The sequence below is a fragment of the Streptococcus infantis genome (assembly GCF_964243025.1).
GTDB classification, from domain to species: domain Bacteria; phylum Bacillota; class Bacilli; order Lactobacillales; family Streptococcaceae; genus Streptococcus; species Streptococcus infantis_N.
Genome location: NZ_CAXTDJ010000002.1, coordinates 1 through 15,373 on the forward strand (window position 1 = coordinate 1; position 15,373 = coordinate 15,373).

The 15,373-nt window shown below is 37.5% G+C and carries 10 protein-coding genes; all 10 read right to left on the bottom strand.

What is annotated here, in order from left to right; genetic code table 11:
• Nucleotides 1-124: 124 nt before the first annotated feature.
• Complete coding sequence (pabB, locus tag ACESNQ_RS02355; RefSeq protein ID WP_373074718.1) at nt 125-1,837, bottom strand: aminodeoxychorismate synthase component I; 1,713 nt, start codon at nt 1,835-1,837, stop codon at nt 125-127.
• Between the two features lie 137 nt (nt 1,838-1,974).
• Entirely contained in the window at nt 1,975-2,178 is a 204-nt protein-coding gene (locus tag ACESNQ_RS02360) for a helix-turn-helix domain-containing protein (RefSeq protein ID WP_024054000.1), read from the bottom strand.
• 17 nt (nt 2,179-2,195) lie between these two features.
• On the bottom strand, nt 2,196-2,672 hold the full coding sequence (locus ACESNQ_RS02365) for a DUF2975 domain-containing protein (protein ID WP_373074721.1): 477 nt from the start codon (nt 2,670-2,672) through the stop codon (nt 2,196-2,198).
• A gap of 67 nt (nt 2,673-2,739) precedes the next feature.
• The gene (locus ACESNQ_RS02370) at nt 2,740-3,231 is read right to left on the bottom strand and encodes a hypothetical protein (RefSeq protein ID WP_373074723.1); all 492 of its coding nucleotides are present in this window, start codon (nt 3,229-3,231) and stop codon (nt 2,740-2,742) included.
• A gap of 278 nt (nt 3,232-3,509) precedes the next feature.
• Complete coding sequence (gene msrB, locus ACESNQ_RS02375; protein WP_373074725.1) at nt 3,510-4,625, bottom strand: peptide-methionine (R)-S-oxide reductase MsrB; 1,116 nt, start codon at nt 4,623-4,625, stop codon at nt 3,510-3,512.
• Nucleotides 4,626-4,634: 9 nt separating this feature from the next.
• Nucleotides 4,635-5,195, bottom strand: a complete 561-nt coding sequence (locus tag ACESNQ_RS02380; RefSeq protein WP_373075166.1) for a redoxin family protein — start codon at nt 5,193-5,195, stop codon at nt 4,635-4,637.
• A gap of 158 nt (nt 5,196-5,353) precedes the next feature.
• Nucleotides 5,354-11,005: a ZmpA/ZmpB/ZmpC family metallo-endopeptidase gene (locus ACESNQ_RS02385; protein ID WP_373074727.1), complete on the bottom strand. Its 5,652-nt coding sequence runs from the start codon at nt 11,003-11,005 to the stop codon at nt 5,354-5,356.
• 1 nt (nt 11,006) lies between these two features.
• Nucleotides 11,007-11,570 carry a TIGR01440 family protein gene (locus ACESNQ_RS02390; RefSeq protein ID WP_373074729.1) on the bottom strand — a complete coding sequence of 188 codons (564 nt, stop codon included), beginning with the start codon at nt 11,568-11,570 and terminating at the stop codon, nt 11,007-11,009.
• Nucleotides 11,571-11,764: 194 nt separating this feature from the next.
• A complete protein-coding gene (mecA, locus tag ACESNQ_RS02395) occupies nt 11,765-12,502 on the bottom strand; it encodes an adaptor protein MecA (RefSeq protein WP_373074731.1) in 738 nt (245 codons plus the stop codon).
• A gap of 265 nt (nt 12,503-12,767) precedes the next feature.
• Nucleotides 12,768-15,326, bottom strand: coding sequence for an MBL fold metallo-hydrolase (locus ACESNQ_RS02400; protein ID WP_373074733.1), 2,559 nt, complete (start codon nt 15,324-15,326; stop codon nt 12,768-12,770).
• Nucleotides 15,327-15,373 lie beyond the last annotated feature (47 nt).

The window sequence follows — 15,373 nt, forward strand, 5'->3', positions numbered from 1 at the left end:
ATATTTTTTTGATTTCATCTTAAACTATCCCTATTTTTAAATTTAATGACGCCTACATTATATCAAATGCTTAACTTCATTTCAAATTCAATATTTAATGTTCACAAATAATATCTAATAGCCATTATATTTTTAACTCATATAATTCCCTAACAGCATTACAAGCATAAATAACTTCTGCTTGTTTCAAATCTTCTACGGTCAAGACCTTCTCTTCTACCTGCCCGACTTCAAGTAAATGCTGGCGATAAATCCCTGGTAACAGGCCTAGCTGACTAGGAGGTGTATAGAGCTTTCCATCCATTTTCAAGACCAGATTCCCAATAGAGGTTTCGAGCAATTTTCCATCAACAGTGTGATAAATGATTTCCTGCTCTCCCACTGTCAAATGTGGTCGGTATGTCGTCTTAAAGTAGGTAAAGGACTGCTTCAAATCAGCTTCTTGCTGACAAAGTTTGGCATGACAGAAGCTAGATCTAAGTGGTATCAATACTTGTCGTTCAATTTCAATCTCTCCAGACTTGCTGAGACTGATTCGCAAACGGTAGTCTTGATGAAGGTCACAAGCCTGGCACTCCTTCTCTAACTTTTGTCTTAAAACTTCTTGGTCAAATGGAAAGGCAAAATAACGACTAGCCTTTCGCAGTCTTTCTAGATGTTGCTTTTCAAAGAGCAATTTTTTCTGGCTGATTTTTCCTGTCGTAATCAGCTGAAAACGAGGCTGTTTTCGGTAAAGAACCGCTGCTTTTTGCTGGACTTCACGGTATTCTGACTCCCAAGTACTATCCCAAGTGATGCCACCTCCGACACCATAGATGGCTTGCCCTCCATGCAGTTGAATGGTTCGAATAGCCACATTGAAAATTCGTCGTCCATTGGGAAGTAAGAGGCCAACAGTTCCACAGTAAACTCCTCTAGCTTGTGGTTCCAAGTTCTTGATAATTTCCATGGTCGCTATCTTGGGAGCTCCTGTGATGGAGCCACATGGAAAGAGTGAACGGAAGATTTCAACTAGGTCAACATCTGGTCGTAACTGACTCTTGATAGTCGAAGTCATCTGCCAAACTGTAGAATACTGCTCAACTTGGCATAAACGCTCCACATGCTCACTACCAATCTCAGAAATACGGTTCATGTCATTGCGCAAGAGGTCCACTATCATCATGTTTTCTGAACGATTTTTGGGATCCTGTTCCAACCAAGCCGCCTCTTTCAAGTCGTCATCGTTATTCAAACCACGTTTAGTTGTGCCCTTCATAGGACGAGTCGTCAATTCACGACCATTTTGCTCAAAAAAGAGTTCTGGACTCATGGAAATCACTGCCATATCATCATGCTCTACGTAAGCATTATATCCCGCTTCCTGCTCCACCACCATACGATTGTAGATAGCAAAAGGATTAGCACTTAAATTCTGCTTGAGTTGGACAGTATAATTGACCTGATAGGTATCCCCTTGTCTTAAATGATGGTGAATTTGGGCAATAGCCTTTTCATAGTCCTCAGCAGATGTTACTTCCTGCCAGTTTGATGGCAAATCCACCTCCTCATATGTCAGAGGTATACTGGATTTTTCTACACTATCATGAATAGTGAAATAGAGGAGATACTCTGCTAACAAGGGACCCTCGTGAACCTCTAACTTCTCCTCAAAAGCAGGTGCTGCTTCATAACTAACATAACCAACTACATAATAGCCCTGCTCTTGGAAGCTTTCCACTTGAGCTAGCAAGTCTGCTACTTCTGCTACATCTCTGGTTTTTAACTCTTTGATAGGCTGGGTAAAGGTGTATCTCTCGCCCAAAGCCCTAAAATCAATCACTGTTTTTCTATGCATATCCTAAGTATACCATAAATAAGAAGGTCCCTAGAATTTATCTAGTCAGTATTTATTATCAGATTATCAGGAAATGTTTTAGAATTCTTTATATAATTTAACAAAATAAAAAGGTTCAGCTTATGCTGAACCACTTTTTAATCTGGCACATATTCCAATATATCACCAGGTTGGCACCCAAGTTCTTTACAAATGGCATCTAGCGTTGAAAAACGTATAGCTTTGGCCTTACCTGTTTTCAGTATTGAAAGATTTGCGGGAGTAATACCTACACGTTCTGCTAAATCTCCTGAACGCATTTTTTTCTTTGCTAATTCGACATCTAGATTAATAACAATCATGTGATATTCTCCTTTCTCTAAATTGTAAACTCATTTTCTTCTGCAATTTCGTTTGCTTTTTCAAGGACTTTACCAATTGTCCAAACAACGAGAGCAGTAACCATGAAAGTTACATTCAGAAATGAATAACCATTGAGTGTTAAAATACCATCTCCTAGAAATGAGGCAATAAAGAGAGAAATAGAGATACGATTAGCAAGTTTGACATTATGACTTGTAAAAATCTGTTCATGAATAATATTTTGGAAGAACTGTCTAACACAGAATAGTACAAACAGAATGATAAAGCTATTGATAAAGGACAAAGCACTCACTAGTATTGAAGTATTCGCCATATCAGGTTTTAAAGAAATAGTCCCAAGGTTAAATAGGCTAATCTCAGTTACATTGAAAATTGTTAAAAGGATGGATATAACTAAAGACACTCCCAAGATAAAAAGTAGGATATTAATAAAACCTAAAGCAAATGGTAAGTAGGAATTTTTCTTAGACATTAATTTCAAAACCTCGTTTCTAATCTCTACTATATTATATAATATTAGTAAGTGTTACGTACATGTCTTATGCTACTTTATCTGAAAATTGATTTTTGATAGAAGTAAGCACTAAGCTAGCAATAAACAAAAATGCTGCAATCGAGAAGTTAAAAATAATATGAGCTGGGTTAAGAATAAGTTCTGTAATACCTTGGATTGCTCCTACAAGTGTCATTAAAACTGCACCCTTTTTCAAGAATGAAATGGTTGTATTTTCAAAAAGATCGCTTTCTTTAAAGTCCTTAGCAAACTGTTTTAATTTGATAAGTCCATAAGTCAGAAGTGTATTACCAGCAACAAAGGTTAGAACAAAGGCATTAACCCCTCCCCACGCTTCGTAGCCTGACCTTGTTACCTCCCCACCTTCAGGCATTAACTGACTGATATCAAATTGACCAAGGAGAAGGACTAATGATGCGATACTAAAGAAACTGAGGGTAAAGATTCCGAAATTAGAGCCTAGTATAACAAGTGATTTAGTAACGTTTACGATTTTAGTTGATGTAGTTTTTTTCATGATGATTTCCTCTTTTATAAAATATTTTTAGTTTTAGCAACAAATGAGCTCTTTTTGTTACTACTCGAAAACTTATTATTGTTTATCGATATATCTAGTATAGCATAATTTTTTTGAAATGCAACACTTTTTTATCGTTTTTTGATAATTTTTTTCTTTTATTTAAAAATAACTTTATTCAAGAGCAATTAGACTTCAAATATTAAAGTCAACACTTCTAAAAAAATCAAATATGAATCTAAAACATTTTTAGTAAACTCTTTTTAAGAATATCACGTTCACTCAACATAATCTAACAAGTAACCGTACCCTTTTTCTTCCATTTGATCCTTTGGAATAAAACGGATAGACAGGCTGTTAATACAATAGCGAAGTCCCCCCTTGTCCTGAGGTCCGTCTGTAAAGACATGTCCCAGATGGGAATCACCAGTTCTACTTCTGACTTCTGTTCTGACCATATTATATGATTTGTCTTCCTTATAGGTCGCAACATCTGGACTGATAGGCTGGGTAAAGCTTGGCCAACCACAACCCGATTCAAATTTATCTTTCGAAGAAAAAAGAGGTTCACCTGTCGCTACATCTACATAAAGACCTGCTTCAAATTTATCCCAGTAACGATTTGAAAAGGCGCGTTCTGTTTGACCGTTTTGAGTCACAGCATACTCCTCTGGAGAGAGAAGTTTTTTCAATTCATCGTTACTTGGTTTTGGATATTTACTCGCATCAATAACAGGATAGGCTGCTTGATTGACATTGATATGGCAGTATCCATTTGGATTTTTCTGGAGGTAATCTTGGTGATAGTCCTCAGCCACGATAAAATTTCTTAAGGCTTCCTTTTCAACTGCTAGAGGCTGGTCATACTTTTGAGCAACTTGCTCAAAGACTTGATTGATGACTTCTAGGTCCTGATCGTCCTTATAGTAGACTCCCGTTCTGTACTGAGTCCCCACATCATTTCCTTGCTTATTCTTGCTGATTGGATTGATAATGCGGAAATAATGGAGCAAGATCTCTTTTAGAGAAATTTGATTGGCATCGTAGGTCACATGAACAGTCTCAGCATGGCCTGTTTGGCCGATCAATTCATACTGGGTTGTTTCTCCTCTGCCATTCGCATAGCCAGAAACAGCATCTGTCACACCAGCTACTCGTGAAAAATACTCTTCAACTCCCCAGAAACAGCCTCCCGCTAGATATATTTCATGTAAGTCAGCATCTTTATCTGGCACAGTTTTTTTCTTAATACCTTGACCTTGGCTAACAGCTGCCTTCTCAATTTGAGAAGTATCAGTGTAGCTTGCGCTTCTTTTTTCCAAAAGAAATAAAACTCCTAGGATAAGGAAAATAATGATTCCAATCAATAAGATTATTTTTAATTTATCATTCATGAGTAACCTCTAATCTATGCTTTTCAGACTTTCTAAAATACTTGCCTTATCCATAAAGCCTGGCTGGGTCTTAACTAGTTTGCCTTCTTTATCAATAAAGGCCTGAGTTGGATAAGAACGGACTCCGTAACTTGCTAAGAGTTTTCCCGAAGGGTCTAAAAGGACAGGGAGATTTTTATAGTCCAAGCCTTGATACCATTTTTTGAAGGCTTCTTCTGCTTGTTCCCCTTTTTGACCAGGAGAAACAACTGTCAAGATTACAAAGTCATCGCCAGCTTCTTTTGCCAGTTCATCGGTATCAGGGAGGCTGGCTAGACAAATAGAACACCATGAAGCCCAAAATTTGAGATAGACTTTTTTGCCTTTGTAATCTGATAGGTGATACGTTTTACCATCAACTCCCGTGAGTTCAAAGTCTGGAACTTCTTCCCCTTTTTTTGCAGTTTGAGAGCTAACTTGCGCTTGTTTGTCTTCATTTTGCTTATCAGCCTGGCTCCCCATCTGATTGTTACAAGCTGACAGACAGAGTAGACTAGCGCAGACCAATACAGTTGCTTGCCATTTTTTCATCTTTATCATCTTTCTCACTCCTCATATGAATATAGAAATTGTATTATAGCTCTATTATATACCTACTATACTAAAAATACTTGAAATCTGTTTGGAAAATTCTTAAAACCCTTGCAACCAAAAAACTCTCACCTGCTTAGCAGATGAGAGTCCATTAATTATCTAAAGATAGAAGATTTAAAGCTATCTGTTTGTTGAAGAAGTTTCTTAAAGAGTTTTTCTTTAAGTGATACGGTGTTATCAAATTTGACAGAGCCCTTACTTAGAGTGGTCTTATCTTTATCAACTGCTTCAGCAAATGCTCGTTTCAAGTCTTCATAACTATTGTATGTTTTACCATCGATTTCAATAGACTGAATTCCTTTTTTAGCGTTATTCACTACTTCTTCGAAGTAAGCTTTCTTCCAATCTTCGAGATTGTTGAATTTCCCTTCAGAAATCTTCTTAATGATGAAGTCATCACCTAGAGTATCTTTACCAGCTTTTTTAGATTCAGCTTTTAGCATGTTAGAAGCATAGTTTAAGAAGCCTTTTTCGTAGCCATAGTAACCCCAGATTCTAAAAGTATTATGTTTGAATGACATAGCTCCAGGAGCACCTTCACTGGTATTTCCACCATAGATACCTGTCATCATCGGTACAGTCACATAAGCAGAATCAAAGTCAGATGGATTATAAACTCTATTACCTGGACCACGGTTGGTCATGAAGTTGTTCGTAATTAAGTCATCCACTGTGCGTAAAGGAATAGCCTTTTCCTCATCACTTAAAGGTCGAACCTTATCGAATTGATTCTTTGTATTGTTTCCTCGGTACTGTCTGTCTACTTTCTTGAACCAAGCATTGTTTAAATCTTGATTTGTTTTATTGAGGACAGCTTCTCCTTCAAGATAATCTAGAAGCATGAGAGTGTCATTATAGCCCTTCATGTAACGATCAATTTCGTCACGTGATTTAAGGTCATTTGGATTAGTGTTATACCATTGATTTCCATCGTTTGGACGTTCATAAGCCATGTTGAGACCTAGGGCTTTGTATTCACCATTTGGATTTGATACTGACGGGGTTTGTAACATTCCTTGAGCAAATGCTTCAAGATCTGTTCCTTCACGGTGTCTTGAGCCACCTAGATAAACCATTCGGTCATTTACGTGAGTCGTTTCGTGAGTGAAGGCAGATACCCCAAAATCACTAACCATATCCGTCACCATAAAGAAGACAGAATCATCCTTATATGGATTCGCATAAACGCGAGCAACAGCTCCCATACGCCAATCAGTCGCATGGTAACGGTCTGTAGGTCCATACAATTCACGGATAGGTGCCACATCTTTACCACTGTTTGTATGGCCATAACGATCAGTACTAATGCCTTTATAATTCTGGTTGTCCAGTACAGGTGTTGGAACCATATTATTGCTCTTCAAGAGCTGATTACGTACTTTATCTAATGATAGACGTGACCAGAAATCTAGATAATTCTGTTGTCCTTTAGCAACCTTATCAATTTCATCTTTGAAGGCATTACGCTCTGCTTCAGTATTCTTACCATATTTTTCAAATGAACTGTAGGCCATGGTATTATATGTTGAAATCAAGAACATATGGGCATCTTTTAAGTTCAAGAGAGGTAAAATCATCTTGCCATGCATATCGTTATTTAAGCCTTCGTAAGCTCTATGTTTCTTATCTGCAAAATCAGGATTTGTTGTTTTTGGTTCCACGATATAGACATTATCTTTAGTTGCTTTGATAAACCAATCATTTAGGTCTTTGTCTTCTGTGAATAGACGCATATTATAGTCTAAGAAACTGTTTAACTCGTCGATACCGATAACTCCACCGATAGCTTCGCGATAAGCTTCTAAAGTTCTATCACCTTTAATGTTATTTTCTTTAGAACCAATCTTAATCAAGAAGTCTAATACACTTACATTCTTACCATAGAAGTCTGGCTTGAACAACATGAGTTGCTTGATATTGAAATCATCAAACTTCACTCCGTAATAACGGTTAAGGTAAGACAAACCAAGAAGAACCGCTGCCTTGTTGTCATCAATCTTCTTGATCAAGGCACGTTTAGCAGCCTCATCTGTGTTTAATTGATGATCCTCATTTTCAACTAACTGTTTCACAAATTTAGTAAGATTATCCTTAACTTCTTTGAAGGTTTCTTCAAGATAAAGGTTCTTAATAGCATTAACTTTGTTTGGACCAGTTCTACCAAGGTGCGTGTAGATTGGGTCAGATTGTAATTCCACAGGACTCAATTTTTCAACAATAGCATTGATGAGATCACGACGGTCCTTGTCAACCATATTCGGAGTATAAACAACTTCACCAAGTTCTGCAATACCATACTCTTTCACTTGTTTCACTTTTGAATCTTTAGGTGAGATGGTAAAGATATCTTTTGTCTTATCTGCATAGTGGATCATAATATGATCAGCATCAGCTAATTCCGTAACAAAGGTATTGCCTTTCATAGCAGTTACAGACAATACTTCTTTAGTCAAGAGAGGACTTCCTGCAGCTAATTTATTACCTTGGTCTACAATCCACTCTTTATTATAGAAAGGTTGAAGTTTTGCGATATTACGGTAAGCTATCTCACGAGTCGCGTCATAACTATCAATTGCTTTGTACTGACCGTCTTTGTTTAGACTGTTATTAAGCTTGTCTTCAACAGGTTTGCTGCTGGTAAATTTATCAGCAGTGATTCCCATTACTTCAATTTTCTTCTCGGCTTCTTCCAGTGAGATACTTGGAATTTTACGGGAGTTGTTAAAGGATTTTTTACCTTCACTCACGTCATCAACACTATAATTACGTTTGGTTCTTGAATATGTGAAGTAGTCGTCAGCATCAATATCCGAGTGACCAAACACCATCTCACCTGTTTTGACTTTCATCATGGTGATATTGTCTTCAATAGCACCTAAGGCCCAGTTGGTACCCAGCAATCCACCAGACTGAACAGCTTCTTTCAGTTCGATAGAACCTTTAGCAACTGAATTTCTTAGGACCCCTTCTGTACCGACCGTGTAGTTATTAGCACCATTTTGAGATGAATAGACTAGTCCTGCAGCTTTTGCTTTATTACCAGTGATCTCAGCATCAACGTATGCTTTCTCAACAACACCCTTCCAGTTTTCACCAAGAATACCAGCTAAATAGCCCCCTCTATTGCCAGCAGCGTGAAGTTTACCGATAAAGGCGACATTACTTACTTTTCCACTACCATCAATTTTATTGATAATACCAGCTACATCATTGTTACCGACAACACTTCCGGTTACTTTGACATTTTCAATAGTTGCATTGTTTTTGATAACACCTGCGATTGGAGCTACTCGATCAACTCCAGGCATATCAATATTGACATTCTCTAGTAAGAGATCCTTAACAGAACCACCTTCAATGTTTCCAAATAATGGTCTAGTGATATTATGAATAGCAAATCTATTACCATCAGTACTTCCTAATGAACCTTTAAAGGCATTGGTTACATAAGATTTGCCAGCCGGTGGTACATTATTAGCATTCATATTGCTACCAAGCTTAAAGGTACCAGTAGGATTCGCTTGCATAGCTTTTACAAGTTCATTAAAGTCGTAATACACATCACCTTCATGAGCTTTTGGCTTAGGCAAATAGTGTACATACTCTTCAGTGAAACGATTTTCTGCAGTACGTTGAATCAAATCAGGTGCCTTAGCAGTTACTTTGTATAGTTTATTTCCATCTACAGTAACTTCTTCGATTTTATCAACAGCTAGTTTCGTAACCTTGTTATCGTAAGTCGTAACTTTTAAGTAGTAAGGCTTAACATTCGATGGTTTCTCGGACAAGAGACTACTATCGGTCTCATTACCTTGGTCATCCACACTGATTAAGCTTGTTTCCTTAATATTTTTGACTTCAACTTTTTTAAGGTCGATTCTCAGTGGCTCTTCCTTAAGAATTTCTTCTTCGTCACCATTACCACGATCATACACCATAGTCGTCGCAAGTGTATAATCCTTGTAATAATCTAAATCAGCTAAAGCTGTCGCAAGATTAGACTCTGAAATAGCAAATGTCTTAATAACTTGATCGCCTTTTTTCAACACTGCTTGAATAGACTTGATAGTCACTCCATCTGGTTTTTTAAGGCTATAAGTTGCTTTTGCACTTCGATTCAATTCTTCTGTATCAACTTTAGTTAATGTTAGAGTAGGTTTTTCTAATTCCTTAGTACCTTTTTTGATAATGTGGTCTTGTGCCTGTTCAAGAACTTCTTCTGAAACAGTAGGTGCATCTGCAGTTTTCACACCCTTGATAGTCTTGTAAACTTTGGTAATTTTCTTCGTACCATTCTTACCTACCTGAGCAACTGTTTCAGTTCCCTTGAGTAAACTCGAATCTTGTTCCATTATCGTTTTAAAAGGAACTTCTTCAATAGAAACTTCTTCGGTTTGGCCTTCAATTGGTTTGGTTCCGCGACTGATTTTTTCAGCTACAGGAGCTTTAACAATTTCCGTACTAGTGGTGATAGCTTCGCCAACTTTCTCCCCATCTACAGTTTTATAGACACGATGTATGAGTTGACTACCAGTTTCACCCTTTTGAACAACACTTTCTTCGTCTGTATAGCGATTAGGATCCGATAGGTATTCTGTAGAATATGGAATTGTAACAGTTTCTGTTTCTGTCACAGTTGACTCTGTCACAGTGTATTCTGGCAAGCTAGGTTGAATGAGAGGTTCACCTTCGTGTCCCTCTTCCTGAGTACCTTTAGCTGTTACTTCATCTGTATAGGCAGGGAGTTCAGGTTGGATTGGTGATTCGCCTACATGACCTTCTTCTTGAGTGCCCTTGGCTGTTACTTCTCCTGTATAGGCTGGTAATTCCGGTTGGATTGGTGATTCGCCTACATGACCTTCTTCTTGAGTGCCCTTGGCCGTACTATTCTCTGGTTGGGCTGGAGACTCTGGTTTGACAGGGGATTCACCAATAGGAGCTTCTTCTTGGGTGCTCTCTGTTGTTTCTTCACTTGTATGAACAGGAGGTTCTGGTTGAACGAGAGATTCGCTTCCTTGAGTTTCTCCCTGTGATACTGTAGTTGTAGTCTCTTCTCTGTAGGTTGGAAGCTCTGGTTGAACAAGTGATTCGCCTTCACGAGCTTCTTGTGTCACTTTATCTGTAATCAAGTTATTGTCTTGATTATTTTCAGGTATTGAAACCTTCAAATCAGCTTCTTTGAAGTAACCAACATATTCATATCCATCAATTTGAATAACTCCGTTGGCTAAATCTTCTTGACTACAAGCAGAAATTGTTTGGTTATAAGATAAAAGAATTTGATTTTCAAAAGCTTGAATAGTCTGAGGAATGAAGTAGCTACCTCCAAGTGCGCCAATAAAAAGAATGCCTGCTATCTTATTAGGTCGCTTCTTAGAGAACACTAGTACAGCTAATGAAGCTGTTGCAAAACCAAGACCAACAAGACCTAGCTCTTTACTTCCAGTATTTGGTAGATATTGTGTATGAACTTCTTTTTTTCTATAGACAAGATAAACAACATCATCTTGTTTTAAATCAGAAGGAAGTTCCTTATGAATAAGGCCTTTTTCAGCTTCTGTCAGCTCTTGCTCTGCTAAATAACGATAGTGTACCTGATTTGGCTCACAAACTTCATTAGCTGCTACTTGATCAAGTAAGAGGTTGTTAGCACCGAAAAGTACGGCTCCGATGACAGCAGAACCGACTCCAACAGAAAACTTTCTAATAGAATATTTTATAACCTTTTCAATATGTTTCTTTTCCATTTTACAATTTCCTAATATAATCTTGTGGGTATTGAGCACGCGCTCCTCCAATAAGTTTGGGACGACTTGCAAGTGCAGTTACATGAGCTTGACCAATCTCTTTCAAAATTGGTCGAATAGGCACCTGAACATGTTTGACATGCATGCCTATAGAAGTGTCACCAATATCTAGGCCCGCATCTGCTTTTATAAATTCGACTTCAACTGGGTCTTTCATATACCGAAATGCCGCCAATTGACCTGATCCTCCAGCGTTCAGTGTCGGAAGAACACTAACAATCTCAAGATTGTATTTGATTGCAACCTCTCGTTCTACTACCAAGGCCCGATTAACATGTTCGCACCCTTGAACTGCTAGGTGGATTCCTCTGGCTGACAAGATTTCTAAGATTTTTTGAACAATTAATTCCCCAATTTCTTGACTGGAGGCTTTTCCAATATGTCCTCCTATCACTTCACTAGAAGAAAGCCCTAAAACGAAGATAGATCCTTCATGCAGACAAGCTTTAGCTAGTACATCCTCAAGGATTTCCTCTACCTCTCTTTGTATCCTTACTTGGTCCATAGTTCACCTCACTTACATCATTCTATCATACCGTTTTTTCAGCATTATAGCAAGCTAAGTGACGTGATAGAAAGTATTTATCTATAGCACCTCAATTGAGTTTACAAAAATTATCGTATAGTCTAAGCCTAATCAAATCCAAATCTAAAACAAAAAAACAGAGAATTCTATTTCTCTGTCTTTTTTTAAATACTTCAAACTTTTTGGAGTCCTTGGATGGCATCGTGATTGATGATGATTTGACCGTATTCTTGGAGAACTGAACGGCTGATATCACTATCATCTGCAAACTCACGCATGCGAGCCAATAACCAAGCTGGATAAAGACTTGGATGATCTTCTACATCAACCAAAACTGTTAGATAGTATTGGTCGTTCATTTTGTAAAGTTCTGAAGTCTCCATTTGGTAATCAACTGTTTTCGCAAAAGAAACCAAACTAGTTAAGTCGTCAAAGCGTAGGATGTAGTAGATATAAGGTTCTCTTTTCCCTTCATCTACCTCAGAAATTTCATCAATCGCCGCTTCCTCTTCTTTTTCAACCTGCTCTAGAGATTGGATAGCTTCAATGTCTTCTTTAGTTTTCTCTACCATGGTTTTTTCCAATGTTTTCAAAAACTCATCTGGAGACATTTTTGCTAGTTCATCCATATCAGGAAGGTCTGCCAAATCCTCAAAATCCAAATTTTGGTCAATCTTAGACTTGGTTACAAAGACGTCGACCTTATCAGGCTTCGGTGTCACTCGGAAGCTAAGCATACCTGTATCCAAGAAACTGTCTGGCATTTCTAACTCATCCAAAATGGCGTAGAAGAACTCTTCTGTTTTTTCTTGTGGAACGAGAAAGTCTGCGATTTCCATTCCACGATCCATCAAATCTTCTAAAGACATCGTGATTTTCAAAGTCGTATCACTGATTTGTTTCATTTTCATAGTTCGTAACCTCATACTTTCAGTTCTATCTATTATACAAGATTTAAATGATTTTATCAAAAGAATGGCGTTGGAATGTTCATTGACATCTAGTATAGAACACTAATTATGATTTAGAATTCTTTGTTATCAAAGATAAAACACTTCACTATGCACTAAATCTAGTTCGTGCTAAAATCAAACGAAGTTAACAAAACACCTATAAAGCTTAAGCTTTATAGGTGTTTTTATTATAGAAAAATTTAATTAAAATTCATTTAGAAACTTAATTCTTCTCTTGGCTCGCTTGTGTCTTAGGTTCAGTAGATTGATTTTTTTCCTCAGACGTTACAGATGAGCTTTCTGTTTGTTGAATTCTCTCTACTTCTGTTGTTTCGAAAATGTGCCCCTGACTATTTGCCACTGTTTGTTCCTGAGTTGTTACCTCGGTTGTAACAGTCGTCCAAATTCCATCTGCGTTGAGCTTGTATCCGTCAGGACTTGTTCCATTTCTTAGGAGAGAACCATTTGTTTGGAAATAGTACCAGTTACCATTCAGTTGTTGCCAACCAGTTTCCATAGCACCACTTGCATTGAGATAATAGCTGGCTCCATTTATCTCTTGAAGGCCTGTTAGCATGATACCATCCTTGTCTAGATAGTACCAAAGACCTTTGTCTTTGAACCAACCAGTCTTCATGGCACCACTTCCTGTGAAGTAATAATAATGGTTATCAAGCCATTTCCAGCCTGTCTGCATAGCGCCACTTGCATTGAGGTAATAACGGGAACCATCAATCTCTTGAAGGCCTGTTAGCATGATACCATCCTCTGGATTGAGATAGTACCAAAGACCTTTATCTTTGAACCAACCTGTCTTCATGGCACCACTTCCTGTGAAGTAATAATAATGGTTATCAAGCCATTTCCAACCTGTCTGCATAGCGCCACTTGCGTTCAGGTAATAACGGGAACCATCAATCTCTTGAAGGCCTGTTAACATGACACCCTCTTTATCTAGATAATACCAGATGTCCTTATCTTTGAGCCAACCTGTCTTCATCGCACCACTGCTTACGAAGTAGTAATAATGGTTATTGAGCCATTTCCAACCTGTCTGCATAGCGCCACTTGCATTGAGATAATAGCGAGAACCATTAATCTCTTGAAGGCCTGTTAGCATGACACCTTCTTTATCTAAGTAGTACCAAGTATCTTTATCCTTGACCCAGCCAGTTTTCATAGCACCGGAACTAGCAAAATAGTTCCAATGCCCCTCAATTAAGACCCAACCAGTTTGCATGATACCATTTTGATTAAAGTAATAGGTAGTGCCGTTGATATTCTTTTTACCAACTGTTCGAATACCATCTTCATCATAATAATACCAGCTTGAACCTTGCTTTTGCCAACTAGATGCGCCACCTTCTGTTTGAAGAGCGCCACTACTTGCAAAGAGCATCTTCTTACCATTAAAGACTTGTAAGCCAGTCAGCATTTTACCATCTTTATCAAAGAGATATTTTTGACCACCAATTTCAGCTAGTTCATTGTATGTTCTAGCACCAGACCATGTGATATAGTACCAAGCCCCATCATGTTTAAACCAACCTGATTCCTGCATGCTTCCATCTTTCTTGAGGTAGTACCAGTTTCCATCTATTTTTTCTTTAGAATCTTTCAGATGAAGCCATCTATCAGCCTGCATTTGACCTTGTCCATTAAAGAAATAGTAGACCCCATTAATTTTTTTCCATCCGATAGCCATTTGATTATCAGATAGACGATATTTCCAGTAGCCATCTTCCTTATACCACTTTTCTGATACTGTGGGAATATCAGGGAAAGAATCTGATACATTGGAAAAACCACTATCGCTAATATCAAATACTGTCGCATCTTTGGTCTTACTATAAGCCTTGATTGTTTGTATATTTTTTTCTCGGAGCAAATTAGTTGTTGATTGACGATTGATATCTGATCCACTTGTTTGAACAACTATGCTCGGTGACAGATTTTCAATAAAGTTAACTGTGTTTGAAATTGTAGCATCAAAATGATGATTCCATTTCATCATATCTACTTTACCAATTACAGGACCTAATCTATCTTCAGCACCCTGATCATTATCTAAGTCTCCACCTAGATATATTTTCTTGCCTGCTACATTCACTACCGCGACAATTGAGTTAGAGTTATCATCATAGACTCTTTTTAATTTCCCATCAGGACCATACTCATTTTTATAATTGTATAGTTGAATATCCATATTGCCCAATTTAAAATGACTATCCTTATCAGAAATATCTTGGATAAGAGTTACACCACGTTCTAGAGCTGTTCTCACTGCATTATCATAGTTATAGAGATTATCCCACAATCTCCACTGTGTTGTAATACGTTCGTCTGAATATTTTTTGAGATAAAATCTGTCAACAGGGTAGCGTTTTAAAACTTCATCTGCAGTACCAATATGATCACTATGAACATGGGTTCCTAAAACAAAATCTAATTTTTTAACACCAACTTGTTTTAAATGTCGGAAAAGTCTGTCCTCTATTGTGTCTTCATTCTCCCTACTAATTCCCCAACGGTCTGGATAGAGTAGATTACTTCCATCTGGAAAATCATAGTCTTCACCCACATCAATTAAACCAAAATGTCCATTGCTTTCTAAGAGAATAGCATCACTTCCTGACTTTGATTTCAAATTAATAAAATGAATCTTATTACCTCCACCAGTAGAAATAGTATCAGCAAAAACAGGTTTTGATAAAGTTAGTATCACTAAGGTATATAGAAAACAACTGTATAATACTAGATTGTTTATTTTTAAATTATTCATATAAATTATACTTCTCTTTATTTAATTGAGTATTCTGTTAACTTTTC

What these genes read in the sequence shown, in the direction of transcription:
- ACESNQ_RS02390 (WP_373074729.1), bottom strand. Translation starts at nt 11,570, where the DNA reads ATGGACCAAGTAAGGATACAAAGAGAGGTAGAGGAAATCCTTGAGGAT.
- ACESNQ_RS02360 (WP_024054000.1), bottom strand. Translation starts at nt 2,178, where the DNA reads ATGATTGTTATTAATCTAGATGTCGAATTAGCAAAGAAAAAAATGCGT.
- ACESNQ_RS02370 (WP_373074723.1), bottom strand. Translation starts at nt 3,231, where the DNA reads ATGAAAAAAACTACATCAACTAAAATCGTAAACGTTACTAAATCACTT.
- ACESNQ_RS02380 (WP_373075166.1), bottom strand. Translation starts at nt 5,195, where the DNA reads ATGAAAAAATGGCAAGCAACTGTATTGGTCTGCGCTAGTCTACTCTGT.
- ACESNQ_RS02385 (WP_373074727.1), bottom strand. Translation starts at nt 11,005, where the DNA reads ATGGAAAAGAAACATATTGAAAAGGTTATAAAATATTCTATTAGAAAG.
- pabB (WP_373074718.1), bottom strand. Translation starts at nt 1,837, where the DNA reads ATGCATAGAAAAACAGTGATTGATTTTAGGGCTTTGGGCGAGAGATAC.
- ACESNQ_RS02400 (WP_373074733.1), bottom strand. Translation starts at nt 15,326, where the DNA reads ATGAATAATTTAAAAATAAACAATCTAGTATTATACAGTTGTTTTCTA.
- msrB (WP_373074725.1), bottom strand. Translation starts at nt 4,625, where the DNA reads ATGAATGATAAATTAAAAATAATCTTATTGATTGGAATCATTATTTTC.
- ACESNQ_RS02365 (WP_373074721.1), bottom strand. Translation starts at nt 2,672, where the DNA reads ATGTCTAAGAAAAATTCCTACTTACCATTTGCTTTAGGTTTTATTAAT.
- mecA (WP_373074731.1), bottom strand. Translation starts at nt 12,502, where the DNA reads ATGAAAATGAAACAAATCAGTGATACGACTTTGAAAATCACGATGTCT.